Source organism: Nostoc sp. LPT (assembly GCF_017115165.1).
In the GTDB taxonomy this organism is placed as follows: domain Bacteria; phylum Cyanobacteriota; class Cyanobacteriia; order Cyanobacteriales; family Nostocaceae; genus Nostoc.
Genome location: NZ_JABXKF010000156.1, coordinates 19,963 through 44,034, shown reverse-complemented (window position 1 = coordinate 44,034; position 24,072 = coordinate 19,963). Strand labels below are relative to the sequence as shown.

20 protein-coding genes are annotated in these 24,072 nt (G+C 43.5%); 7 read left to right on the top strand and 13 right to left on the bottom strand.

Annotation, left to right across the window (positions count from 1 at the left end):
- Positions 1-52: 52 nt before the first annotated feature.
- From HWQ58_RS29850 to HWQ58_RS29830, 5 genes are all read right to left on the bottom strand, one after another.
- On the bottom strand, positions 53-2,227 hold the full coding sequence (locus HWQ58_RS29850; protein WP_292871115.1) for a tyrosine-protein kinase domain-containing protein: 2,175 nt from the start codon (positions 2,225-2,227) through the stop codon (positions 53-55).
- 219 nt (positions 2,228-2,446) lie between these two features.
- Positions 2,447-3,802 carry a polysaccharide biosynthesis/export family protein gene (locus tag HWQ58_RS29845; protein WP_292871113.1) on the bottom strand — a complete coding sequence of 452 codons (1,356 nt, stop codon included), beginning with the start codon at positions 3,800-3,802 and terminating at the stop codon, positions 2,447-2,449.
- 233 nt (positions 3,803-4,035) lie between these two features.
- Positions 4,036-4,758, bottom strand: coding sequence for a cyanoexosortase B system-associated protein (locus HWQ58_RS29840; RefSeq protein ID WP_292871111.1), 723 nt, complete (start codon positions 4,756-4,758; stop codon positions 4,036-4,038).
- 223 nt (positions 4,759-4,981) lie between these two features.
- On the bottom strand, positions 4,982-5,875 hold the full coding sequence (crtB, locus tag HWQ58_RS29835) for a cyanoexosortase B (protein ID WP_292871109.1): 894 nt from the start codon (positions 5,873-5,875) through the stop codon (positions 4,982-4,984).
- A gap of 205 nt (positions 5,876-6,080) precedes the next feature.
- Positions 6,081-7,274, bottom strand: a complete 1,194-nt coding sequence (locus HWQ58_RS29830) for a DegT/DnrJ/EryC1/StrS aminotransferase family protein (RefSeq protein WP_292871107.1) — start codon at positions 7,272-7,274, stop codon at positions 6,081-6,083.
- Positions 7,275-8,014: 740 nt separating this feature from the next.
- On the opposite strand from HWQ58_RS29830, the gene HWQ58_RS29825 reads away from it, so the two are divergent.
- Positions 8,015-9,568 (top strand): GAF domain-containing sensor histidine kinase, encoded by a 1,554-nt coding sequence (locus HWQ58_RS29825; RefSeq protein WP_292871164.1) that lies wholly within the window; start codon positions 8,015-8,017, stop codon positions 9,566-9,568.
- A 342-nt stretch (positions 9,569-9,910) separates the two neighbouring features.
- Positions 9,911-11,329: an IctB family putative bicarbonate transporter gene (locus HWQ58_RS29820; protein ID WP_292871105.1), complete on the top strand. Its 1,419-nt coding sequence runs from the start codon at positions 9,911-9,913 to the stop codon at positions 11,327-11,329.
- Positions 11,330-11,393: 64 nt separating this feature from the next.
- Here the strand turns inward: HWQ58_RS29820 and HWQ58_RS29815 are convergent, their stop codons facing one another.
- On the bottom strand, positions 11,394-11,681 hold the full coding sequence (locus HWQ58_RS29815) for a WGxxGxxG family protein (RefSeq protein ID WP_292871103.1): 288 nt from the start codon (positions 11,679-11,681) through the stop codon (positions 11,394-11,396).
- 183 nt (positions 11,682-11,864) lie between these two features.
- The gene (gene smpB, locus HWQ58_RS29810) at positions 11,865-12,332 is read right to left on the bottom strand and encodes an SsrA-binding protein SmpB (protein WP_292871101.1); all 468 of its coding nucleotides are present in this window, start codon (positions 12,330-12,332) and stop codon (positions 11,865-11,867) included.
- 656 nt (positions 12,333-12,988) lie between these two features.
- On the opposite strand from smpB, the gene HWQ58_RS29805 reads away from it, so the two are divergent.
- Positions 12,989-13,672, top strand: coding sequence for a response regulator transcription factor (locus tag HWQ58_RS29805; protein ID WP_292871099.1), 684 nt, complete (start codon positions 12,989-12,991; stop codon positions 13,670-13,672).
- A 52-nt stretch (positions 13,673-13,724) separates the two neighbouring features.
- On the opposite strand, the gene HWQ58_RS29800 is transcribed toward HWQ58_RS29805, so the two are convergent.
- The 4 genes from HWQ58_RS29800 to murC form a co-directional block, all read right to left on the bottom strand.
- Positions 13,725-14,228 (bottom strand): low molecular weight protein-tyrosine-phosphatase, encoded by a 504-nt coding sequence (locus HWQ58_RS29800; RefSeq protein ID WP_292871097.1) that lies wholly within the window; start codon positions 14,226-14,228, stop codon positions 13,725-13,727.
- Between the two features lie 180 nt (positions 14,229-14,408).
- Positions 14,409-14,756, bottom strand: coding sequence for a YbaB/EbfC family nucleoid-associated protein (locus tag HWQ58_RS29795; protein ID WP_292871095.1), 348 nt, complete (start codon positions 14,754-14,756; stop codon positions 14,409-14,411).
- A 377-nt stretch (positions 14,757-15,133) separates the two neighbouring features.
- On the bottom strand, positions 15,134-16,132 hold the full coding sequence (gene murB / locus HWQ58_RS29790) for a UDP-N-acetylmuramate dehydrogenase (protein ID WP_292871093.1): 999 nt from the start codon (positions 16,130-16,132) through the stop codon (positions 15,134-15,136).
- A 124-nt stretch (positions 16,133-16,256) separates the two neighbouring features.
- A complete protein-coding gene (murC, locus tag HWQ58_RS29785) occupies positions 16,257-17,720 on the bottom strand; it encodes a UDP-N-acetylmuramate--L-alanine ligase (protein WP_292871091.1) in 1,464 nt (487 codons plus the stop codon).
- Positions 17,721-18,123: 403 nt separating this feature from the next.
- Here murC and nadD point away from each other — a divergent pair, with 403 nt between their 5' ends.
- Together nadD and HWQ58_RS29775 are read left to right on the top strand one after the other, a co-directional pair.
- Entirely contained in the window at positions 18,124-18,774 is a 651-nt protein-coding gene (nadD, locus tag HWQ58_RS29780; RefSeq protein WP_292871089.1) for a nicotinate (nicotinamide) nucleotide adenylyltransferase, read from the top strand.
- A gap of 116 nt (positions 18,775-18,890) precedes the next feature.
- Positions 18,891-19,904: a type I glyceraldehyde-3-phosphate dehydrogenase gene (locus HWQ58_RS29775; protein WP_292871087.1), complete on the top strand. Its 1,014-nt coding sequence runs from the start codon at positions 18,891-18,893 to the stop codon at positions 19,902-19,904.
- Between the two features lie 72 nt (positions 19,905-19,976).
- On the opposite strand, the gene thiL is transcribed toward HWQ58_RS29775, so the two are convergent.
- Both thiL and HWQ58_RS29765 read right to left on the bottom strand, forming a co-directional pair.
- On the bottom strand, positions 19,977-20,999 hold the full coding sequence (thiL, locus tag HWQ58_RS29770; protein ID WP_292871085.1) for a thiamine-phosphate kinase: 1,023 nt from the start codon (positions 20,997-20,999) through the stop codon (positions 19,977-19,979).
- Positions 21,000-21,179: 180 nt separating this feature from the next.
- The gene (locus tag HWQ58_RS29765; RefSeq protein ID WP_292871083.1) at positions 21,180-22,079 is read right to left on the bottom strand and encodes a LysR family transcriptional regulator; all 900 of its coding nucleotides are present in this window, start codon (positions 22,077-22,079) and stop codon (positions 21,180-21,182) included.
- Between the two features lie 186 nt (positions 22,080-22,265).
- On the opposite strand from HWQ58_RS29765, the gene HWQ58_RS29760 reads away from it, so the two are divergent.
- Positions 22,266-23,147 (top strand): oxidoreductase, encoded by an 882-nt coding sequence (locus tag HWQ58_RS29760; protein WP_292871081.1) that lies wholly within the window; start codon positions 22,266-22,268, stop codon positions 23,145-23,147.
- 346 nt (positions 23,148-23,493) lie between these two features.
- Positions 23,494-23,877: a nuclear transport factor 2 family protein gene (locus HWQ58_RS29755; protein ID WP_292871079.1), complete on the top strand. Its 384-nt coding sequence runs from the start codon at positions 23,494-23,496 to the stop codon at positions 23,875-23,877.
- The last annotated feature ends 195 nt before the right edge of the window (positions 23,878-24,072 follow it).

Sequence of the window (24,072 nt, the reverse complement as noted above, 5' to 3'; positions counted from 1 at the left end):
CTTTCAATCCTCTGCGTATCCTCTGGGTTAGAATTTCCACATTTGAAAACTATTAGTTTTTGTTAGCACTCGCTGAAACTTCTTCAGATTCTTCTACTTCAGATGTAAATGTTGATGATTTTGCAACTTCTTCAGGTACAGAAACGATGATATCAGCACCATTGATAATTGCTCCCAATAACCCCAGTTCAGATTCAACCAATTGATCGATAGCTTCAGCTAGCATATTCTCTTGCGTATAGTTTGGTCGCGCCACTAGTACGATCCCATCGCTGTAGGGTTGAATTAATAAAGGGTCATTGGATGTGCTGAGAGGACTAGTATCTAAAATAACTAGGTCAAACCGTTCGCGGACATCTTCTATCAGCCGCCGCATTTCGCTGGATTCAAGAATAGCAGCGGATTGCCGCACTGGGCCAGGACTGGGAAGAATGTATAAATTTGCCACATCAGGAACTAAACGAATACATTCACTCAAATTAGCGTAATAACGTAGGGGTTCAATAGTGGCTTCAGGGTCAGGAATTACTTTCAAGGATGTACAACGGGAAGGCGATCGCAAATCTGTTTCGATAATCAAGGTTCTTTTACCAGCACGGGCGGAAGCGATACCCAAATTATAAGCACTTGCCGTTTTACCCTCTAGGCTACCGGTGCTAGTAATCAATACTACCTTTAAGTTTTTACCACCAATCCGGCGCATATTACTACGGAATTTCTCATAAAATTCTAAATAAGGAGAATCTTGAGAAAATACCACCGGCACAGCATCTGGCCCCAAATCATCAACTGGCATTAAAGGTAATTCTCCCAACAGTGCCACTTCTCGTTGCTTGAGGCTCTCGCGGATATCCTCCCTGGTTTTGAAAGTCCCTTCCAATGCTCCTAACAAAAATATCACCCCGCCACCAACCAATACACCTAAGAAACCGCCGACAGCAAGGGTAATAGGCACACTCTTCGGAGATTTGGGATCGATAATGACTGCGGGGCGTCTGGCAATGCTGAGGCTGCTAGTAGTTTCTGCCTCTGCGGTTTTCGCATCGGTTAGCTTCACCTGCATTTGGTCATAGATGGCTTTTTTGAGTCCAACCTCCTGTTCTAAACGCGATCGCTCTAATTGCTTATTGGGTATCAGAGAATACTCTCGCCGTAGTCGCGCTTCTTGTTGAATTTCTTGAGCTAGTTGTTGTTGCAGTGTCTCCCTTTGGGTTTGTAAAGCCACCATTTGGTTTGCCAATTGCTGGCGTGTTGGATCTAAGCTGCTTTGAGTGCGAATACCTGCAACGCTACCCTGAAGCGGAGCCGCCGTCCCACCACCACCTAAAACTTCAGCCGCACGTTGTTGTAGTAATTCCTCAGCAGCTTGTTTCTGACGCATTAACTGCACCATCGTTGGATGTTCCGGCCGCAAATCTTTTCTGAGTACAGCGATTTGCGATTCACTTTGATAAATTTGCGATCGTAAGTTACCAATAATTGGATCGGCACTCAAAGCAGAAGAAACATAAGCCTGTCCGACTGTTAAGCCTAACTTATTTTGTAAACTGCGAACTTGACCATCAACCCCAGAAATAGTTAATTGAATTTGCCGTTGTAGATTTTGGCTGGCAGTAATGGCGCTTAACAAGCTACCATTCTCTGCTGCTAATATTGCTGTTCGCTCTATGCGATCGTACTGTTCCAGCTTCTTTTCAGCAATTTGCAATTCCCGTTTAGTTTGTGGGGTGCGATCGTTAATCTTTTGAATAATTGCTTGTAATCGCCCAGTATTGATGTCACTACTCAACTTGATCATTGCTTGCATCAATTCCGTCAAGACCTGTACAGATCGTTTGGCGTCAGTATCTACATATTTCAGTTCAAAGAGAGGAGATTCTAATTCTCCACTTTTAGCATTTTTTTTAGGTAGAGAAAGGGCAAGACTTGCGCCGAGTTGTTTCGGTTTGACACCGACTTTCTCTGCGACGCCTGCAATTATCTGGTTTGATAGTAAAACATCCTCATTCAGTTCCTTTCCTTGCTGTTGGATTTCATTACCAGTTGTAGAGAAAGAAACTGGTGGGCCATTATAACTAAGTGCACCAGATGCTATATAGCTAGTAGGTGGCTCTGGTTGCATAGCCACCACAGTTGACCCTGCAATAACTAAAGCAAAACTAGCTAGTCCAATCCATTTATATTTATCAAAAGCAATCAGATAGCGCTTAACAATTGGTGGGGTCATGGTCGCTTCGCTCCAATTCAAAATTTAAAATACAAAATTCCAAATTTAGGAAGTACCAAACAAAGATAGTGGCTTTGATACAAGGACGCTATCAACTTCCTATTGTATATATCGGTTGATATCTTTAAGATTTTTCCATTAATGAATTCAAAGATAAGTTAAAGATATGGCTTCCTATACTCCAAAATATTTCCAGCTTGTATACTTCTTTTAATGTTACTAATATCTACCACCGACGTTGTCAAAAAACCGGAGAAAGGATTGAACATTGAAGAAAGGCTGGGTAATAGTGGTCAGGAAGTTAGTAATTCTACCAATGAGGTTCCGACCAACAACAATAACATCGTTATCTTGAAGTGCCACATTTTGAGATGCATCACCGCTTAAAGCTTTTTTAGCATCAAGTTTTTGGGTAACAGCTTTGCCTCGTTCCGAATCAAAACGAACCAGAGCGATATCTCTCAAATTAGCAGTGTCTAGATTTACTCCTCCCAAAGCATCTACAAATGTACTGCCGTTAGGCAGTGCTTGAATGGAAAGACCTCCCGCAGCGTAGTTTAAAACTCGGACTCTAATCTGTGGTGTGGCCAAGGATGAACGTGCTACTAAATTGCGGTCATAACCGTCCTCATTACCGACTTCGCGACGGGGCACGAGTATCGCATCTCCGTCTTGTAAGCGTAAATTCGGGATTGAACCGCCATTTTGCAGTGCTGCATATAAGTCAATAGTTTGTGAAATCACAGAACCATCGATTAACTTCCGGCGTACTTGCACCTGTCGCAGGTCTGCATTCAACGTTGAACCACCAGATATTAGCAAAGCATCAGCAACGCGGGGTGTTGGTGAATTAATTGGATAAATTCCTGGTCGAAATATTTCCCCGCTAATGGTAACTTGAACTGGTCGCGTTCCTGCTAAGGATACTACCACGATTGGATCTGGGAAAAAGCGACTCAAGCCCAAGCGAATTTTTTCTTGAGCTTCTTCCAAGGTTAAACCTTTTAATGACACCGTTCCCACTTGCGGCACGATGATGTTGCCTTCTGGACTAATTACAGCTTGAAAACTGAGGTCTTGACGCTGGGTTACTAAGGCTAAAACTATTATTGGATCGACGACATAACGATTTAAACCTAAGCGAATTTTTTCTTGAGCTTCTTCCAAAGTTAAACCTTGTAAAGAAACTGTTCCCAATAACGGCACCGCAATATTACCTTCTGGGTTGATTAAAGCTTGAAAGCTCAAATCTGGAAAGCGCTGAACCGAAACGCTAATTCCATCTCCTATGCCTAAGCGGTATGGACCTGGAGGACGCTGAAGCACAACACCAATTGCATCTCCTGGCCCCAAGAGGTAGCGACTGAGTTGCGGAGAAATTTCTTCATTCGTACCTGGAGGTATAACCTCAGTACCTGGCAAAGGCGAAGGGAATAGCCCTGGTGATTGTCTTTGAGATGGAAAAGGCTGGGCAACAACAAGTTGGATAGGTGTTGTTAAGAAAACTCCTACTTGAAGACTGACAAAACACAAGGCGCTGAATCCACGCATACAAGAACTGGGATCTATGAACATTGGTGCAGAAAATATTGATATAGAAATTAGTCGCACCGAGTGGTTATTTTACTCTAAAAATGCCTTCAATGTCTCTTTTATCTACAAGTATTTACCAAGAGAAAGAGAATAATTTTGCTAAATTTAATTTCTAACTTCATGTTGTTAACATCATTTTAGGTGAGTTTCAGCTTGAACATAATTTATAGACATACTCTTGATAAATTTCTGCACAAGGGCATCTATAACAAGCTCTACAAAGGACCTGCCATTAATGCAGCTTGCACTGTTTCCCCAATAGACTGAGCTAAAGACCAAGATGTTTCTACTTGCCCCAAAGGTTCCATTGGAATCAGAATGCTCACGCCAACCCAAGGAGTGCGTTGCTTGCGCCACTGTGCCAGTTGATCCGCCAAGAACCAGTAAAAAGGTGATGGATTTCCGCCGTCTGGCATAGCATACCATTGCAAAACAGCGAAGGTTTGCTGTGGTGTGGAGGCGCGAAAAAACCTAGCTTCTACTTTAGTTTCGACATTAGAAGCCAACTTTGCAGATGGTTTGACAGTAAATTCCGCAGAACGAGATTGAGCTACATCCCACTTTCCCCAGCGTGATCTTCCCCAGCCGTTAACGTCTGTCCACTCTACCTCTGGTTGATCCATAGGCCCATTTTGCGGCAACAAAAGCAGGATTGCTTGGGATTCGGAACCTTCTTTTTTAATTACCTGCAAAGACCAATTATGTTCGCCAATTTGCTGTTCAGCTTGTTCAATGGTTTGCCAACCAGGAAGGGTTAACCCAGTCTTGCGGATCTGTTTTAATTCGTGGAGGGTAGTAACAGGGGGCGGCTGTTTCCATTGCCAGTGTCCTGTCAGATATCCGGGAACCCCTGCCATTGCTAGCAGCAGTAGCAATAACAAAAGTGCTGCTACCTGAGTCAATTGGTTTTCCTTGAAAAATTTAGATAAGGAAATCATCAGTAAAATTTGCAATACTTAGGCAAAATTTTACTTTATAAAATCACATTGTGAGTTCAGTAATATTTAGGACTTACGTATAAATGATGAAAGATGAAGGGAGTTGGGAGTGGGGAGTAGAGGAGATGAGGGAGCAGCGGGCAAGGGGAGATGGAAGAGTGAGGGAAAAGAATTAATAACCAATGCCCAATGCCCAATGCCCAATGCCCAATGCCCAATGCCTCTAACTTTCTACTTCTTGCTCAGTTTCTAGAGATGCTGAAAAATAGGTGTTAATCCAATTCAGTAAGGGCACTAGTGACACCAGCATACAAGCAGAGTAGAGATCGCCACCCCAACCCTCATGCAGCCATTTAAAAGCCGCTTCTTGACCTGTGCCGTGAAAGAAAGTCAGTAAAGTATTACGAATGATATTGGCACTAATACTAACGATCGCAGCAAGAGATAAAAACGATATAATTGTCCGCCGTGAAGATAAAGCATCTGTCCAATAAAGCAGCATCAAACCAACGTAGAGAGTCGTAAACAACATTTTCAGCCCTGCACAATAGGGAGCAACTTCTACAATCCGTCCTCCCACGTAAAGATTGATCTCATCTACGGTTACTTCCATACCAAATTGATTCAGTATGAAGCCTGCTGTGCCAGCGATGAAGCTTTGCAGAGGCATGGTATAGGGAGCAATGAGATAGGGTAATGCTGTTGGCGTAGCTAAAAATACTAGTAGTAGGGGGAATCCTTGTAATCGCAAACCTGCTATTCCCTTAAACCACAAGCATAATCCGACTAATATAACGGGCAAGGAAAGGTTAACCCACTCTGTAACACCGCTAAGATAAAAAACTGCCCCTAATAACAATAAAACAGCGCCCAAAGGATTGATGGTATCTGGCAAACGTCTCCACTTTTTCCGGTTCATCCAGCCCAGATAAGCCGCAAATGGTAGACCAATAATCCCGTGGCTGAAATATTCGTGTTCTGTACTAATATTTTTGTGCAGCCAACCATCCAACCAGTGTAGCAATATCGGGGCATAAAGCAGCAGCAAAACGCCTAAAATAGCTATATTTAACAAGCCTGATGCTTTTATATTTTTAACCTGTTGCTGGAGTGCCATGATTTTCAGTATTAGTCATTGGTCATTAGTCATTAGTCATTAGTCATTGGTCATTAGTTATTGGTCATTAGTCATTAGTTATTGGTTATTGGTCTATTAGTCATTGGTCATTTGCAAAGGACAAAGGACAAATGACAAATGACAAATGACAAAGCACAAAGGACAAATGTCTAATTGTTAGATGCACATTAAGTATGAATTAACTTCAGGCTACCACGCTGCCAAGGTCAGCAGGAGATAGATTATCTGCCTGATAACTTGTTGAGACTGCATTGGCGATCGCTGCTACAACTTCTTTAACTTGGCTACTACTCAAACCAGGATACATCGGTAATGATAATATTTGCTTTGACAACTTTTCTGCTTGGGGAAAATCTCCCGGTTGATAGCCTAAGTTGGTGAATGCTGGCTGGAGATGACAAGGAATTGGGTAGTGAATACCAGTTTGAATTCCTGCTGCTGTGAGTTTTTCCTGGAGTTGCTGGCGTTCTATTGGGCAAGAATCATCAACTTTAATCACATAGAGATGATAAACGTGTCCTGTACCACTTTGATTTTCTATAGGGATAATCCCAGCAGTTGCCAAGCGTGCTAGCTCACTATCATACTGCTGGGCAATAGTCAGGCGATCGCGATTCCACTGGGGCAAATATGGGAGTTTTTTGTGCAAAATAGCTGCTTGTAAAGTATCCAAGCGGCTATTTGTACCTGGTTCAGTATGAAAATACTTTTGTGATGCACCATAATTTCGCAAGCGCACCATCTTCTGGGCTACATCTGAATCTCGTGTCAGCAGCATTCCCCCATCCCCAAATGCTCCCAAATTTTTGCTGGGATAGAAACTAAAAGCTGCTGCTATTCCTACTGAACCAGCGTAATATCCGTCTCTTTGGGCCAGATGTGCTTGGGCGGCATCTTCAAAAATTAGTAGTTTGTAGGTATCGGCAAAGTTTATTAGATCGCGTGGTGATACCATCTGACCATAGAGATGCACAGGGATAATTGCTTTGGTTTGAGGCGTAATTGCCTTTGCTGCGGCTTCTAAGTCAATTAAAGCTGTTTGGTGATCGCAATCTACCAAAATTGGTTTGGCGCCAGCACGTAATACCCCAATTAAGGTGGCGATAAAAGTATTTGCGGGTAAAATGACTTCATCGCCAGCACCAATATTACACGCTTGTAATCCCAGAGCGATCGCATCTGTTCCTGATGCCACACCAACTCCATAAGCTGTACCAGATACTGCCGCAAATGCTGCTTCAAAATCTGAAAGTGCTTGCCCTAAAATAAAATCTCCCTGTTCCAATACAGATTGGATTGCATCTTGCAATTGCGTTTGAATTGGTTCATGTTGTAACTTTAAATCTACAAAAGGAACTCTAATAGTCATTTTATTCATTACCAGTCGTCCTCAAAAAATGTTTCCTCACATGGAAAAAATAGAAAACCTTGTACAATTTTCGGCATGAAACTGTAATAGATTTAATCTATTGGATAAAAGCTTAGATCAACTATTTAGTCGGTTATGGTTAATTCAAAATCACGCCCTCTTAATGTGAGCGCCCGAAATTGCCATCAGAGTTCTCTGAAGCCGCCACTCCAACTTCTCTCAAAATTCAAAAAGTTTAGAAACTGGGCTTTTCAATAATTTAGTAGCTTGCTAATCCGTAGGGATATGATTGGCCTATTTAGGTCATTCTGCACTAGGATTATCATCTCTGGGTGCTAGCTGTTATCAGTAAAATGTCTATATTTAATTACACTAACATCTATTTTTTTAAGTAAATTTACTTTGAATGTTCCAGTAAAAATTTTCCTTTATATACATAAATAATGACAGCCCCTTTGTATTGTATCCTTAGCATTAGCTTACCCTGGCTGAATCCAAATCTAACGCAGTCTGATTGCAAAATATCAAGCAATAAAGACTACACCAGTGCTAAATAAACAACATTCAGCACCAGTAACTAGTAACTAGCAGACACCACATCTTGGCTTAATGGAAGGGAGAAAAAATTTTTGCCCTAAATTTGTTTGTCAGAGGCAAAATTAGGGAATGCTTAAAAATAGCAATTGATAACCTAGAAATAGGACTTGGATCAATTACAGAATCGAGAAATTATTAAGGTAACAGTGGCAATGATAGAGCCTGAAAACAAATTATTTGCCCTAAAGGATGGTTGGGATTCTCATGAATCAAGAGAACAGCAACGCCTCAAAGCTTTGTCGGATTTAGGTTTGCGGCAGTCAGAAACGATTCCGGTTTTTGAAGAAGCCACACAGACTGCCGCCCGCTTTTTGGAAGCACCAATTTCCATATTGGGATTTGTGGATCAAGAACGCCATTGGTTCAAGTCGGCGGTAGGCTTATCTAGGCTGGGACTAATGAATCATTTGGCACAAAGCCGCCAACTACCACGCCGGGAATCCTTTTGCACTCAGGTAGTAGAGAGTTTTCAAATATTTGAAATTAATGATACACATAAACTTACCGACCCAATACTTGCTAGTAGCAAGTTGGTACAAGATTATGGTATTCGTGCTTACTTAGGAGCGCCACTGATTGATGCTGAGGGAAATTGTTTGGGTGCATTGGCGGTGATGGATTTAGTGCCGCGCAATTTTAAACCCCAAGACATTGAGTTTTTACAAATCATCGCTCGTTGGAGCATGAGTGAATTTGAACGTAACCGACTCCTGCAAGGGAAACTCGAATCAAACGCTTCCAAGAACGTTCCGATATTTTCACTAAATGAGGAACGTAACACTGAGATTAAAATCACTGCATCCACTCAAGATAGCGACTCTGTTTCTACTAAGCAACTGAAGCTAGAACTTTTGAGTCAGCTAACTCAAGAGTTACGCACACCTTTAACATCTGTACTCGGTATGGCTAGTGTTTTAGGACGTGAGATTTATGGGCCTTTGACGACTAAGCAGAGAGAATATTTGGAAATTATCCAACATAGTGGTCGGTACTTACTTTCCCTAGTAAACGAAATTACCGAACTTGGAGCTATGAATGAAAACTCAACTGTGCTAAATTTAGCTCCCGTGGATATTGAAATGCTATGCCAACAAGCTATCAATACCCTCGAAGAAGTAGCTAATCGCCGCGAGCAAGATATTCGCCTGTCTATAGAACCGGGACGCAGTCGCATTTGGCCTTTAGATAAAGACAAGGTGCGGCAAATGCTTTATCATCTAATTTTCAGTGTGATTCAACTTTCGGCTACAGGTAGCATTGTTCGCATTCATGTTTCTTACAAAGAAGATACGCTCAACATTACTATTTGGGTTTCCCATCCCTGGTTAGGGGATGGCATAACAGAGGTAGATCCTTACTTCCGTCTCAATTCTTTGTCGCTGCTGGAGCTTACAGGTGAGGTTGCAACTTACAATACTTATACAGAAAGACAAGAGCAACTAAATACTTCATCAGTAGCAGTGGAGAATTCCAAAAACCTGAGTGATTCCCACTCAAATTTCTTTGCTACTAGTTCAGGTATAAATTTAGCTAAATCACATGGAAGTCTTTCTCGTGAAAGCTTGGGTTTATTACTAAGTTGTCAACTGGCAGAATTGCATGGCGGACATATTTTGATTCAAGGTTCACCAGAGTCAGGATATCGTTATGTGCTTTCTTTGCCGCTCCAACTGGCGACTTCCTCACCAGCAATTAGCAATGTCTGATGATCGTGGGGATTGGGGAAGGTGGGGTCTCCTCTGGGGATAAGGGGTAATGGAAATTGGGAAAGACGTATTTTCTATCTATATTTCATTAATTCGTAGCGAATTCTCTGTGTGCTTCTGCGCTTACCTATGCCTTTAAATTTCAACCCTCAATTCGCCACCATTTTACGTCAAGCTGTACTAAGTATATGAAGAACTATCTTAACTTCGTATTGGCTGATGGCTAAGAATAAGAGCGCCATTACGCGATCTGCAATCTCTGTTATTACCTTTTTATAGCTATAGGCATTATGATCGATTCCAAGTTCTGCGTCGGCAGGCTAATTGATCGCAATGTTTTTTATGAATTTAGTCTGGCAACGATTTACTCTATCAACTTTACCGCTCAAAGAATATCTTGCTACCAGTTATGTACACCGCTCTCTGGTGGGGCTGCTAAGTTCTTGGCGGCAAACTAGCGTCTTGCTCCAATGGGGAGATGCGATCGCAGCAGCTTTACTCAGCTTAATATATGCTCTAGCACCTTTTGCTTCGAGTACATTAGTGGCTTTTTTGCTGGTGGCTTGTGTCGGATTTTGGCTGTTGTTGACTTTATCTGATGAAGTAACACCAGCAAATGTCTCGTCAGTCACTCCGATTCACTTGCTGGTATTGCTCTACTGGGGAGTTGCCGCAGTCGCAACAGCATTATCACCAGTGAAAAAGGCGGCACTTAACGACTTGGGAACTTTGACCTTGTATTTGCTACTATTTACCCTTTGTGCCAGGGTATTAAGGTCGCCTCGCCTCCGTTCTTGGATTATCATCCTTTATCTGCACGTATCGTTAATTGTTAGTGTATACGGGTTGCGCCAATGGTTTTTTGGAGCCACAGCACTGGCAACTTGGGTCGATCCAGAATCTCCTCTTTCTAAGACTACAAGAGTCTACAGTTATTTAGGCAATCCCAACTTATTGGCTGGATATCTCTTACCAGCAGTAATTTTTAGCTTAGTGGCAATTTTTGCATGGCAAAGCTGGCCTAAGAAAGCCCTTGCATTAACGATGCTAATTGTCAATAGTTCTTGCCTAATTCTGACTTTTAGTCGTGGTGGTTGGATTGGACTAGTGGTGGCAGTTTTAGCTGTGATGGCTTTGCTAGTTTATTGGAAAAGCGTGGAAATGCCTCGTTTTTGGCGTACTTGGTCACTACCGATTGTTTTAGGAGGTTTGATTGGCGTATTGGTGCTAGCAGTGATATTTGTAGAGCCAGTGCGGCTGCGAGTATTCAGTATTTTTGCTGACCGTAAAGATAGCAGTAATAATTTTCGCCGCAATGTGTGGGATGCTGTTTTTGAAATGATTCGCGATCGCCCGATTTTCGGCATTGGGCCTGGTCACAACTCTTTTAATAAAGTTTATCCCCTCTACCAACGCCCTCGTTACACTGCTTTGAGCGCCTATTCGATATTGTTTGAAGTGACTGTAGAAACTGGCTTTGTTGGTTTAGCCTGCTTTCTCTGGCTAATAATTGTCACATTTAATACGGCACTTTTGCAAGTGCGACGGTTGCGACAAATCAGAAGTGTAGAGGGATTTTGGTTAATAGGAGCGATCGCTATTTTGTTGGGTATGCTAGCTCACGGCACCGTAGATACTGTCTGGTATCGTCCTGAAGTCAATACCCTCTGGTGGCTCATCGTTGCCTTAATTGCTAGTTACTGGACACCTTTAGCTCAAAACCAGACAAATTCAACTAACTTAGAACCAGCAACAAACTAATATAAATTAAGTTGTCAGTTGTTTTCTTACCGAACAACTGACAAATGAATGAATTTTAAATAGTCTAATCTCTGTAGGTAGTGGTACTTGGGGCATTAGGATCACGATAAGCTACAGGTTCGTTAGCGCGCTTTTTACCAGCCAACCCAGCTAGACCAAATAGACCAATTAATCCTAGCCAACCCCAATCAAAATCATTGCGATCGTCAGTGGTCGTTGTTGGAGCAGTAGTACTAGTAGTGGCTCCGGAGTCATTAGTTGTCTGAGCTTGTGCAGATAGAGTTAAAGGTAAAATTCCCATACTCAAGCTGAGAACGCCAGCGCCAACAGCGGTAATGAAATTACTTTTCATAAGTTGTGAAAGTTCCTGATGCTATCCGAAGTTACTCACCACTATATCGGGTCTCAACCTTAACAAAATCAATCTGCGGCTATAAACTAGGCATTTTAATAACTCACGCTGTAGACATACAACATGGTTTTCACAGCAATCCTGTTTCTTACTCTTGCTGTGGTAGTTTAGTAACACCGATCCTCAATAACTTTTCATTGCCCGTTGAATATCACGCTGGTCTTGGCGTCGTTTCAGGTCTTCTCGTTTATCGTGGAGCTTTTTACCCTTGCCAAGGGCTATACTCACTTTTAGCCAGCCTCGTTTAAGATACATTTTCAAAGGGATTAAAGTTAAACCCTGCTGTTCGACTTTGCCAATTAGCTTACGGAGTTCTTGACGATGTAATAGAAGCTTGCGTGTACGCCGTGGTTCGTGATTAAAATATTGTCCACTAGCGTTGTAAGGCGAGACATGCACATTGATCAACCATGCTTCGCCATTGCGAAGCAAAGCATAGCCATCTTGGAGATTGACTTTACCCGCACGAATCGACTTCACCTCTGTTCCTGTCAACTCAATTCCAGCTTCGTAAGTTTCTAGAATTTCATACAAATAACGGGCTTGACGGTTGTCGCAAATAACTTTGTAACCTTCGTTCTTGTCGCTCATTGATAATTTTGTGTGCTTTAAATGTACCTAAAAAATTATTTTGATTGGCTTGTAAATTATAGAGTGTATCTTAGAACCGCTATAAATGGTGAACTGTATATTACTAATTTAGCTTTTTTAAGTTCAAAATTAAGGTTTTCTGGCAACTTTAAGTTAGCTGATACCAATTACCTCTGAGGTTTCATAGAACAAGTTGCTTGAACAACTTGTCTGACCAAGCCTGATTTTGTGCAGTTTCACAAATAGGACTTACACATCAAGTAGGGGCAATACCCTGTGGGAAGCCGCTTCTCTAGAAAAGACTCCGCGTAACTTGCTTCTTTGCGTTTACATGAATTGCCCCTACAGAAAATCAAGATTTTTACTCCCTTTTGGCATAAGTCCTGACAAAGAATTGGTATGACGCTAATGATGATGAGTTGTTACAAATTACAAAGCTCTCTATGCCTCCTAAGCACAGGGAGTCTAAGGTAATTACACTTCGTTAACCTTCCTAATGATTTAAGATTTTCCTTATAAATAAACCCTGAGAGCAGTCATTAACCGGTAATCCTGTCATAGTATGAAACATAAGAACACTATTATTGTCTGTGTTCACTAACGGAGTAGATAAAAGCAAATATTCTGAGTAAAAAAATGCTAGGGGTGTATAATCCATGCCCTTGACGATCCTTGTAGTGGATGATGATTTGGGCACTCGTCTGTCTGTTAGCGACTATCTTGAACTGTCTGGCTACTCAGTGATCACGGCTAATGACGGTCAAGAGGCTTTGTTTATGGTGGATGAGTATCATCCTGATTTGATTGTCACGGATATTGTTATGCCACGGATGAATGGTTATGAACTGGTGCGCCGGGTGCGTCAACAACCAGTGTTTCGTTTATTGCCTGTAATTTTATTAACGGCACGCATTAAGACCCAAGAAAGAATTCTGGGCTACCAGTCGGGGTGCGATTTATATTTACCCAAGCCTTTTGAACTGGAAGAGTTAGCAGCAGCAATCCGCAATCTTTTAGAGCGATCGCAAATTATCCAATCAGAATATCGTTTTTCTCATAAAGACAGTTTGGGCATTTCCGGCTTGATAAAAGCGGAGGATGCCCATAATTCTCTATCCACTCAAATTCAGAAATCCCATCTGCACTCAGCCCTAACTCATAGAGAACAGGAAGTCTTAGAGTTATTGACTCATGGTCTTTCTAATGCCGAAATGGGTCATCAGCTACACCTGAGTCCTAGAACCGTGGAAAAGTACGTTAGCAGTTTATTGAGAAAAACCTCAACCAGCAACCGCGCGGAATTAGTCCGTTTTGCGATGAAGCATGGTTTAGTGGAATAAAAGTTAGGAGTTCAAAGTGAGGAGTGAGGAATTAAAACTCCTAACTCCTAACTCATAACTCTTGACTTTTAACTTTTGTGAGCAGGCCTTCACAAGCATCGATCAGTAAATCAATAACCTGATTAAATCCCTCTTGACCACCGTAATAGGGATCTGGAACTTCCTTTAGAGTGTATCGAGAGCAAAACTCGCATATCAAACGCACTTTATGCTGATATTGCTTAGTTCGATCAAGACTGAGGATGTTCTCATAATTTTCTCGATCCATAGCCAAAATCAAATCAAAGTCTTGAAAGTCTGACTTTTGAAACTGGCGTGCTCGACCACGCAGTTTAATTCCCAACTTAGTAGCGGCCGCAGCACTCATGCGTCTGTCAGGTGGGCTACCAACGTGATAGCTAGATGTACCAGCAGAATCACAGAGGATGCGTATGCCTTTGGGGTTGGCGGAGCCATCGCTTAAACCAGCCTGCTCAATTAGATGATTCATGATATTTTCTGCCGATGGCGATCGGCAGATGTTACCTAAGCAGACAAACAGCAACTTGTAAGGCATAGATTTTCTTTGTCAATAGTCAATAGTCTTTTGTCAATAGTCAATAGTCATTTATCCTTTGCAAATGACCAATGACTAATGATCAATGACCAATAACCAATGACTAATGACCAATGACCAATGACCAATGACCAATGACCAATAATTAATGACTAATGACCAATGACTAATGACCAATGACTAAAATCCAGGTAACTCCAACCCACTGGTTAATTCTTCCATACGTTCCCGCATTGTTGCTGTGGACTTGTTGTAGGCTTCTTTCATTGCCACTGTTACAAGATCAGAAAGTACTTCTGCACCTTCTGCTAAAGCATCTGGAGAAATTTCTACTCGTTTTGGTTCTTGGTTCCCACTGACAATCACCTTCACCAGACCACCGCCAGATTCTCCTTGAATCTCCATTTGCTCCAATTCTTCTTGGAGTCGCTTTGCGCCTTCTTGAACTTGCTGTGCTTTCTTAAAAGCTTCGGCCAGTTCCTTCATTTTTCCTAAGCCAAAGCCGAATCCCTGTCCTTTTCCTATCATAATTATTTGTACGCCTGTGCGTTGAATAACAAATCAAATTCAATTATAGATGCGGTAAGTAATTTGCCTCTTTTTTTACCAATAATTAATGCTTCATAGAATGGGGCATGGGGGAGGCAGTGCGGTCTTCTCCCAAGGGGAGACGCCAAGGGCGATAGCGAAGCGGTAGCGAGTCATCGAGCGTCTGGAGTTTCCCCAAGTGGAGCAACTGCCGTCATGGGGCACTTGTACTGAGCGTTTAGCGTCTCTAAGAGTTGCCGTTGGCGCAGCCTTCTCCAAGAATTGTATTGGGCATTGGGCACAAGAGGCAGAGGTACGGAGGGGAAAGACTTACTGCAACTGATCCTCTGCTTCCCCTACTCATTGAATTGAAAGTTTCAACAAGCACCTTGAAACTCTCCGAGCATTTTAACTTCTGGCTCTAAATTAATAGACCAACGTTCTTGTACTTGATGTTGGATGTAGCGAATGAGACAGAAAATGTCACTAGCTTTTGCTCCACCACGATTAACGATAAAATTAGCATGGAGTAGCGCTACTTGTGCTCCACCAATTTGGTAGCCTTTCAGACCAGTTTGTTCAATTAACCAGCCAGCACTGTAAGGTTTGGGATTGCGGAAAACACTGCCACAACTGGGGAAGTTGTATGGTTGGGTGCTTAACCGATGCTTTTTGTGTTCTTTGGTGATTGCCACAACTTTTGCGGGGTCTGCACCTGGCGCGAGTTGTAAGGTGGCTTGAGTGACTATGCGATCGCCACCTTGCAATAATGAAGTTCGGTAGCTATAACCTAACTGTTCCGGGGTAAGAGTTTCCAACGTACCATCTGGTGAAAGTACCTGGGCACTAACTAACATATCTGCGATACAGCTATTATGTGCCCCCGCGTTCATTACCACTGCACCTCCGGCTGTTCCAGGGATACCAACAGCCCACTCCAATCCTTGCCACCCTAATTCTGCTGCCGCCAATGCCAGGCTGGGAATTGATTCTCCAGCAGCAACGGTTAATTGACCGGTTTGGGGGTCAAAGTTGCTGAAGCGGAGATGACGAGTAGCAATGACTAAGCCTGATATACCACCATCGCTCACCAGCAAGTTAGAACCTGCTCCCAGTGTTGTCACCTTTAAATTACGTTCTTTTGCGTATTTAAGACTTGCTTGCAGTGCTTCTAAGTTTCGGGGGGCAACGTATAAATCAGCGGCTCCCCCAACTCTATAGGAAGTAAACGCTGACAAAGAAGCCTGGGACTTGATCGCACAATCAGTACTGGGTAAGTAAATTACTTCGCTCTCCACTGAATTAGCTGTTTGATGTTTCTTTGTATTCAAAGCAGGAACTGTGCAGACGTTTCCAGCTGCCTGGGAAATGGTCATCTTTACTTTGTTTTGGTAAAATTTTTACATTAATTTACCGCAAAGACACGGTAATCGAATTCACAGATGAAACCGTTGCTAGAGGGGCACTTTGTTTGGAAATAAAACTTCGCAAAGTTTCCACTTAGGATGTGGCTTTAGCCGGTTCACAGAGTGTCGTAATTATTTCAGGAATCACCTGGTTCAAATTTCCCGCTCCCAAAAACAGCGCCAAGTCTCCTGGGCGTAGTGTTTGTAGCAAGTACTCACACACTGCGGGTAAAGTTGGTTGATAAACTACCTGCGAATGCTGTTTAGCAATTTCCGCCGTTAGACATTCACCACTAATTTGCCCTAAATTAGGTTCGCCTGCACTGTAAATATCAGTCAGCACAACCAAATCAGCATGGGTAAAGGACTCGGCAAATTCTTCTAAAAAGGTCAGTGTACGGCTATAGCGATGAGGTTGGAAGATGGCAACCACTCTTTGCCCTGGTCTTGCCTGTAAACGTGCTGCGGCAAGAGTAACGCGAATCTCGCTGGGATGGTGAGCATAGTCATCGATGAAGGTAATGCCATTGACTTCACCTCGGAACTCAAAGCGTCGTCTTGCTCCTTGAAAGGTGGCGATACCTTTGGCAATTGCTCCAAATTCTAAGCCCAAAGCACGACCAACAGCTACTGCGGCTAGGGCATTGCTGAGATTGTGCCGACTGAGCAACCGCAACGTCAATACGCCCAAAGCTTTGCCTCTTTCCCAAACCAAAGCCGTGGTACCATCAGCACGATAATCAATATTAGTGACGGTGTAATCGGCGTCGGTATCTGAGTGTAAGCTGTAGCTGATTGTGGGTTGCAAGCGATCGCGCACTGTAGCACAGTCAATACTACATATTAACGTTTTACAACCCTTAGCAAATGTCTGGAAGGTGTCAATGACTTCTTCTAATGTATCGTAGTGGTCAGGGTGATCGAGTTCAATATTGGTGATAATACCAATTTCAGGAGCGTGTTTTACTAAAGAACCATCTGATTCATCTGCTTCGGCTACCAAATATTGACTTTGTCCCAATCGAGCATTACCTTCCCAAGCATTCACTTCGCCACCGACTAAAATCGTTGGGTCTAGACCTGCTTCCAGAAGCATATAGCCAATCATACTACTGGTTGTAGTTTTGCCGTGTGTTCCTGCCACTGCAATACTGTAGTAATCGGCAATTAAAGCTGCTAGTACATCTGAACGATGTAAAACTGGACAACCTAATTCCAGCGCTGCTTTGTATTCTAAATTATTAGTGTTAATTGCTGTTGAACAAATGACTTGAGGCAGTTTTGACTTACTATCAGCAGGTAATTGTTCTTGTGAATTTAATACTACTGAATTAGCCAATACCTGAGGGTGAAAGAATTCGAGATTGCTTGCCTCTTGTTTACCAAAAATATGAGCACCGATAGATTCCAACTTGTGTGTAATGTGATTAGGACGAAGATCCGAACCTGATACTGGAAATTGACGCTTCGCAAGAACGTACGCCAGAGCAGACATACCTATGCCACCGATGCCAATAAAATGAAATGGTCTACCACTAAAATCTACAGAATTAGTCATTTATTGCTCCTCTTACACCACACCACACCATAATCACAAATGACACGCGTATCATAACAGGAATTTGATTTTTACCGTAACTACTCCTGTATCATGTTCATGTTTGATGCCCAAATGATGTTTCTGCTCTGGTTTTCCTGGTTGAGAATGATTTTACCTTGGTTGGAAGTTTTTGCTATTTCTGAACTGTTCTTAAGATTATTCTGAAAATTTTGGCTGCATCGGGAAAGAAATTCTTGTAATGTCAAATACATATTTTTGGCTACCTTACTGGAATTGGCTACATAATACATTGTTTAGTGAAACTAATTTGAAATTGCATTAAGTTTAGGCGTGAATTGAGTACAATAGTACATTGGTAATGAAACTATTTTTCAATTGCATATAAACCAGGCTTATCTGGATGCAGCAACTAGCAATTTTTGGTGGCACATTCGATCCAATTCATTGGGGACACCTGCTCGTAGCCGAGACAGCTTTGCATCAAGTATCCCTTGAAAAGGTAATTTGGGTGCCATCCCTAAATCCTCCTCACAAAGAAGCAGCATTGTTTGAACATCGCGTGCAAATGCTGCAATTAGCCATCAAAGATAACCCAGCATTTACTGTCTCACTAGTGGAGACTAATCGCTCTGGGACTTCTTATGCCATTAACACCCTGATTGACTTATCTGCTTGTTACCCAAATACTCACTGGTACTGGATTGTGGGCTTGGATACTTTCCAAACCTTACCCGGTTGGTATCGGGGACACGAATTAGCACAAATGTGTGATTGGTTAATCGCACCCCGACAGCTAGGTGGTGAGACTATAACTCAAAGCAAATTAATCTGCAAGCAAGTGGAGCAACAACTTAGAGAGCAGTCATATAACATTCACTGGCAACTCTTGAATATACCTTTAGTAGGAGTTTCGTCAAGTCTAATTCGCAAATTTTGCCGCGATAACTTCGTCAACGCCAAGGGCGAACGCCAGTCAATTCGTTATTTAGTCCCGGAATCGGTCAGATCATATATCACTAACAACAATCTCTACTCTTACAAATCTGAATAAATTATGTGTTTTTTTATTGATCTAACACTTTATGGTTAAAAGTGCCCCCCCCCTTTGCGATATGATTGGGGTCAACGATATCAACATATAAGCATAAATACAGAGGGCAAGACACTGTGATTAGAGTTGCAATCAACGGTTTCGGGCGGATTGGACGTAACTTTGCGCGTTGTTGGGTGGGTAGAGAGAATAGTAAAATCGAACTTGTCGCTATTAATGACACTTCAGACCCTAGAACCAATGCTCACCTGCTGAAGTATGACTCAATGTTAGGCAAGATCAAAGGTGCTGAGATTAGTGCTGACGATAACTCTATCATCGTCAACGGTAAGACCATCAAGTGCGTATCCGATCGCAACCCAGAAAACTTGCCCTGGAAAGATTGGGGAATTGACCTAATTATCGAAGCAACCGGGGTATTTACTAGCAAAGAAGGAGCGCTCAGGCACGTAAATGCTGGAGCCAAGAAAGTTCTGATTACCGCTCCTGGTAAAAACGAGGATGGTACTTTTGTGGTTGGTGTGAATCATCATGACTATGACCACAACAAACACCACATTATCAGTAACGCTAGCTGTACTACCAACTGCTTGGCACCAATTGCCAAGGTGTTGAACGATAAGTTCGGCATCATCAAAGGCACGATGACCACCACCCACAGCTATACAGGCGATCAGCGCTTGCTAGACGCTTCTCACCGGGATTTGCGACGGGCGAGGGCCGCAGCGATAAACATTGTACCTACTTCTACTGGCGCAGCAAAAGCAGTGGCGCTGGTTATCCCAGACCTCAAAGGCAAGCTAAATGGCGTTGCCTTGCGCGTACCAACCCCGAACGTCTCAATGGTAGATTTCGTAGTTCAGGTTGAGAAGCGTACTATTACTGAAGAAGTTAACCAAGCTCTCAAAGATGCTGCCGAAGGCCCACTTAAAGGGATTTTGGACTACAGCCAACTAGAACTAGTATCTTCCGATTATCAAGGTAGTGATGCTTCTTCGATTGTCGATTCTAGCTTGACTTTGGTTATGGGCAATGACCTAGTAAAAGTTATGGCGTGGTATGACAACGAGTGGGGTTACAGCCAACGAGTCTTGGATTTGGCAGAATTGGTAGCCGAGAAGTGGCAATAATTAATTTGTCATTAGTCATTAGTGATTAGTCATTGGTCATTAGAAAAAGGACAAAGGACAAATGACAAAGCACTATTGACCAAAATGTTGAAATCCCTGGCTAAGATTGAGAACTTGGTCGGGGAATTTTTTTTGCTCGTCGTGCAATATTACTGTCGATCCGGCTGTAATCCTGCCTGCGATCGCAGCACCTTCTCCAAGATGTTGCACTAAGGCTGATGCTAATTCTTGTGGTAAACACAGCACTAATTCAAAGTCTTCACCACCATATAAAGCATATTTTAGCGCTTGGTCTGGTGTCAGCCAATGGTTAAAAGTTTTTGGTATGGGAATTTGTCTGTGTTCTAAGACAGCGCCAACGCCACTCGCGCGGCAAATTTGGATTATCGCATCTGCCAAACCATCGCTGCTATCCATACCAGCAATGGAAAGTTGAGAGTTAGGAGTTAAGATTTTCCAGAGGATTGGTAAGACATCTAATCGTGGCTGTGGGCGTTGGTGTGCGAGGATTAGAGCTGTGCATTCTGCATCTTTGAGGTTCTGTACTAATTCGGGATGCAAGAGCAGTTCTAAGCCAGCTTTTGAGGCTCCATGAACGCCTGTAACGACGATCGTATCCCCCACAACAGCAGCAGAACGGCGAATAATTTGGCTAGGGTTCACTTGACCAAAAGCGGTAATTGCCAAAGTCGTTACAGGCGATCGCACCACATCACCCCCAACAATCAGGGTATTGTATTTTTGCAGGCATTCTGTCATTCCCTGGTACAAGCGTTCTACCCAACTCACCCTAAGTTCACCAGGTAGTCCCAACCCGACAGTGATTCCCAATGGAGAAGCGCCCATTGCTGCTAAATCTGATAAATTGGCAGCCGCAGCTCGCCAACCAGCATCTTCTGGGGAAGTGGTGAGATTACTAAAATGCACGCCATCAACCAGTACATCTGTAGTCACTACCAAAGATTGCCCTGGTACAGTCTCAAGTACTGCGGCATCATCGCCGATAATTTCTGGAGGACAGAAGCGCTGTAATCTTTCCAAAAGACCTTGTTCGCCAATATCTTTTACTTGTTGAGAAGATAACTCACTGTTCACAATCGGTTTTCCGTGTTGCAATACTCCAGACAGTTTTAAGTTGAGCAATTAGACAAGAAAGCTATCGATCCATTAGGGTGCTGATTAGAAGAAACAAGCACTCCTTACGATAGCTATATGGAAATTGTACAAAGCCTGCTGGGAAAAATGGGTATGTTTGGCAAACCTCAACAGCATTGCTTAATGAAACGCTGCACTAAATCGTGTAACGGCTCTTGATTGCGCTAGAAATTGGTGTAGCACGGGCGAGGTGTTTGCACTTCGCCAAACAATTGCTAACTTGACATAGAGCGTTTGGTCTTCGAGTGGTTTGTAGACAACCCCTGCTCGTTGCAAATTCTGGAGTGAAGCTGGGACAAGCGCAACCCCTAATTCCGCTGCCACTAAGCTGACAATAGTTTGCATCTGAATTGCTTCCTGAGTTACTCGGGGAATAAATCCTGCTTGTTGACACAAACGGATAATCTGATCGTAAAAGCCGCTTCCTAGATGACGTGGAGATAAAATGAAGGACTCCTCGGCGAGTGATGCTAATGACAGTTGTGTTTGCGTCGCAAGCGGGTGTGCTTCTGGCAATACAGCGACGAACGATTCTTGTAAAACCGTTTCCACGCTGAGTTCGTCATCGCTGATGGGCGGACAAATAAAGCCAAGCTGAATGCGATCGTCATGCAGTGCTTCAATTTGCTCGCTCGTGGTCATTTCATGCAGCATCAAACGGACATCAGGAAACTGACGGCGAAATGACCGCACGGCAGCAGGCAGCAGGCTACACGTGGCAGATCCAACAAATCCAATCGCTAAACGACCCACTTCGCCTCGACTTGCACGTTGGGCTACCTCAATCGCTTGCTCAGATTGCACGAGAATTTGTCGTGCCTGCTGTAAAAAGGCAAGTCCTGCTTCAGTAAGTCGGACTGTTCGCTTTGTCCGATACAGCAACTCGACACCGAGTTCTTGTTCGAGTTGACGGATTTGTTGACTGAGTGGCGGTTGAGCGATTTGTAGTCGTTGCGCGGCGCGACCAAAATGAAGTTCCTCAGCTACAGTCACAAAGTAACGCAAGTGTCGAAGTTCCATTGTCAATTAATACGTTTTAAGTCTTAGTCTAAGACAAAAATCATATTGGACATATTTATTCAGGTTGCTTAATGTGGAAAGTAAGTTACAGAATTGCAGTTGCGCTTTTAGCGAATTGCTGTACTTTTCGCTTCGACCGAGAGATACACCAGCTTGCTCTCATCGTTTTTGTATTGGAGAAAACAAATGAACTCAGACAAAAATCGTGTCGCTCCTAAAGTTTGGTTGATTACAGGATGTTCAACAGGGTTCGGACGGGCCCTAGCAGAAGCTGTGTTGAAGAAGGGCGACTACCTGCTTGCTACTGCTCGCAAACCAGAGCAACTTCGCACTTTGATTGAGCATTATCCAGAGACCGCAAAGGCTGTACGTCTGGATGTCACGTTATCCCAAGACATACAAGCAGCCGTTGATACAGCGATCGCTACATTTGGTCGAATTGATGTGCTGGTCAACAATGCTGGACATGGACTCATTGCCGCACTCGAAGAAGTCAGTGATGTTGATATTCACCGATTTTTTGAAACCAACTTCTTTGGGGCGCTCCGTCTGATGCAAACAGTCTTGTCTGTGATGCGTCAGCAAGGCAGCGGTCACATTGTCAATATGTCATCCACAGCAGGATTAGTGGGATTTGGTGGAAGCAGCCTCTATTGTGGCGCTAAATTTGCTCTGGAAGGTACGTCTGAAGCCCTAGCTAAGGAGGTTGAATCCTTTGGAGTTAAGGTCACTTTAATTGAACCTGGGGCATTTCGCACAGATTTTAACGGACGCTCTCTGGCAGCAGCAGAACTTTCCATTGATGCCTATGCGACCGTGAGCGGTGCTTCATTGCAGTGGTTCAAACAGATGGATGGTAAGCAACCTGGCAATCCACTTAAAGCGGCACAAGCCATCATTCAAGCTGTGGAAAGTCCTCATCCACCGATGCGACTGGCATTAGGCACCGATGCCATGAGCCTGATTCAGGAAAAACTGTCAGGGGTCAAAACGGATTTGGATGCTTGGCAGCAGGTGACTGTAAGTACGGATTATGTAGATAGTAACAGTGAGGTAATAGTTGGGTAGCTAATACCAGTTCTCTTTGAAGGCGCACAGAATCGTAGGTTGGGGAGCCACTTGCATGGGCGGGTTTCCCTACTTGAGGAGCCAGTGCGTTGCGGAGGTTCCCTCCGTTGTAGCAACTGGCGTCAAAGTGGCGTTTGAACGGCGTGAAACCCAACGGTTCGGAAGATAGATAGAGCCAGTCTACCCTCTACCCTTTAGGATGTTATGCAGAAACTTTCGACCTATCCACCCAAATGAGCGTATTATGCGCAAAGATTCGGCTTAAACAGCGGCTTTGGAGTATTATACAGAAATTTTCTGTCTATCAATTGTTAGTCCCTACTGCGTATCCTTCACCACACCGCTTATGCCAGATCAACCTGCACTCCTAATCGAACTGCTTTGCGCGGCCTACGCGGCCTTTAACGCGCGGGACATTGACGCCGCCCTCGCCCTCATGACTCCGGATGTGACCTGGCCGAGAGCATTCAAAGGCGGTTTTGTCCGTGGATCTGAAGAAGTCCGTGCTTACTGGACGGAGCAATGGAGCGAGATCAACCCGCACGTGGAGCCGGTGACTTTTCACCCGGAGGAGGCCGGGCGTATCTTGGTCGAAGTGCATCAGGTCGTGCGCGACCTGGCTGGAGTTGTTCTTGCCGATGAGCACGTCGGTCATCGTTTCACCATTGCGCAGGGCTTGATTCAAGCCATGCAAGTCTGTCCGCTTCCATCGTCCGCCCACACAGCCTAACACGGCGCTCGAGCGAACGCTTCAGGGCGGCCACCCCGGTTCCGTTCTTCACACCAACAGGCGCCTTGAAGCGTCGCTCAGCTTTGATCCGTTAGCTCACGTTATAAAAGTAACCTCCAGATTTTGATGAACGTCGTAAATCCATTCCAAGCAAGATAGGGGAGCAACCAACGAAACGCCATTTTTGACTCATAC

Coding starts and splice junctions, on each gene's coding strand:
- HWQ58_RS29850 (WP_292871115.1), bottom strand. CDS start 2,227: ATGACCCCACCAATTGTTAAGCGCTATCTGATTGCTTTTGATAAATAT.
- HWQ58_RS29845 (WP_292871113.1), bottom strand. CDS start 3,802: ATGTTCATAGATCCCAGTTCTTGTATGCGTGGATTCAGCGCCTTGTGT.
- HWQ58_RS29840 (WP_292871111.1), bottom strand. CDS start 4,758: ATGATTTCCTTATCTAAATTTTTCAAGGAAAACCAATTGACTCAGGTA.
- crtB (WP_292871109.1), bottom strand. CDS start 5,875: ATGGCACTCCAGCAACAGGTTAAAAATATAAAAGCATCAGGCTTGTTA.
- HWQ58_RS29830 (WP_292871107.1), bottom strand. CDS start 7,274: ATGAATAAAATGACTATTAGAGTTCCTTTTGTAGATTTAAAGTTACAA.
- HWQ58_RS29825 (WP_292871164.1), top strand. CDS start 8,015: ATGATAGAGCCTGAAAACAAATTATTTGCCCTAAAGGATGGTTGGGAT.
- HWQ58_RS29820 (WP_292871105.1), top strand. CDS start 9,911: ATGAATTTAGTCTGGCAACGATTTACTCTATCAACTTTACCGCTCAAA.
- HWQ58_RS29815 (WP_292871103.1), bottom strand. CDS start 11,681: ATGAAAAGTAATTTCATTACCGCTGTTGGCGCTGGCGTTCTCAGCTTG.
- smpB (WP_292871101.1), bottom strand. CDS start 12,332: ATGAGCGACAAGAACGAAGGTTACAAAGTTATTTGCGACAACCGTCAA.
- HWQ58_RS29805 (WP_292871099.1), top strand. CDS start 12,989: ATGCCCTTGACGATCCTTGTAGTGGATGATGATTTGGGCACTCGTCTG.
- HWQ58_RS29800 (WP_292871097.1), bottom strand. CDS start 14,228: ATGCCTTACAAGTTGCTGTTTGTCTGCTTAGGTAACATCTGCCGATCG.
- HWQ58_RS29795 (WP_292871095.1), bottom strand. CDS start 14,756: ATGATAGGAAAAGGACAGGGATTCGGCTTTGGCTTAGGAAAAATGAAG.
- murB (WP_292871093.1), bottom strand. CDS start 16,132: ATGACCATTTCCCAGGCAGCTGGAAACGTCTGCACAGTTCCTGCTTTG.
- murC (WP_292871091.1), bottom strand. CDS start 17,720: ATGACTAATTCTGTAGATTTTAGTGGTAGACCATTTCATTTTATTGGC.
- nadD (WP_292871089.1), top strand. CDS start 18,124: ATGCAGCAACTAGCAATTTTTGGTGGCACATTCGATCCAATTCATTGG.
- HWQ58_RS29765 (WP_292871083.1), bottom strand. CDS start 22,079: ATGGAACTTCGACACTTGCGTTACTTTGTGACTGTAGCTGAGGAACTT.
- HWQ58_RS29760 (WP_292871081.1), top strand. CDS start 22,266: ATGAACTCAGACAAAAATCGTGTCGCTCCTAAAGTTTGGTTGATTACA.
- HWQ58_RS29755 (WP_292871079.1), top strand. CDS start 23,494: ATGCCAGATCAACCTGCACTCCTAATCGAACTGCTTTGCGCGGCCTAC.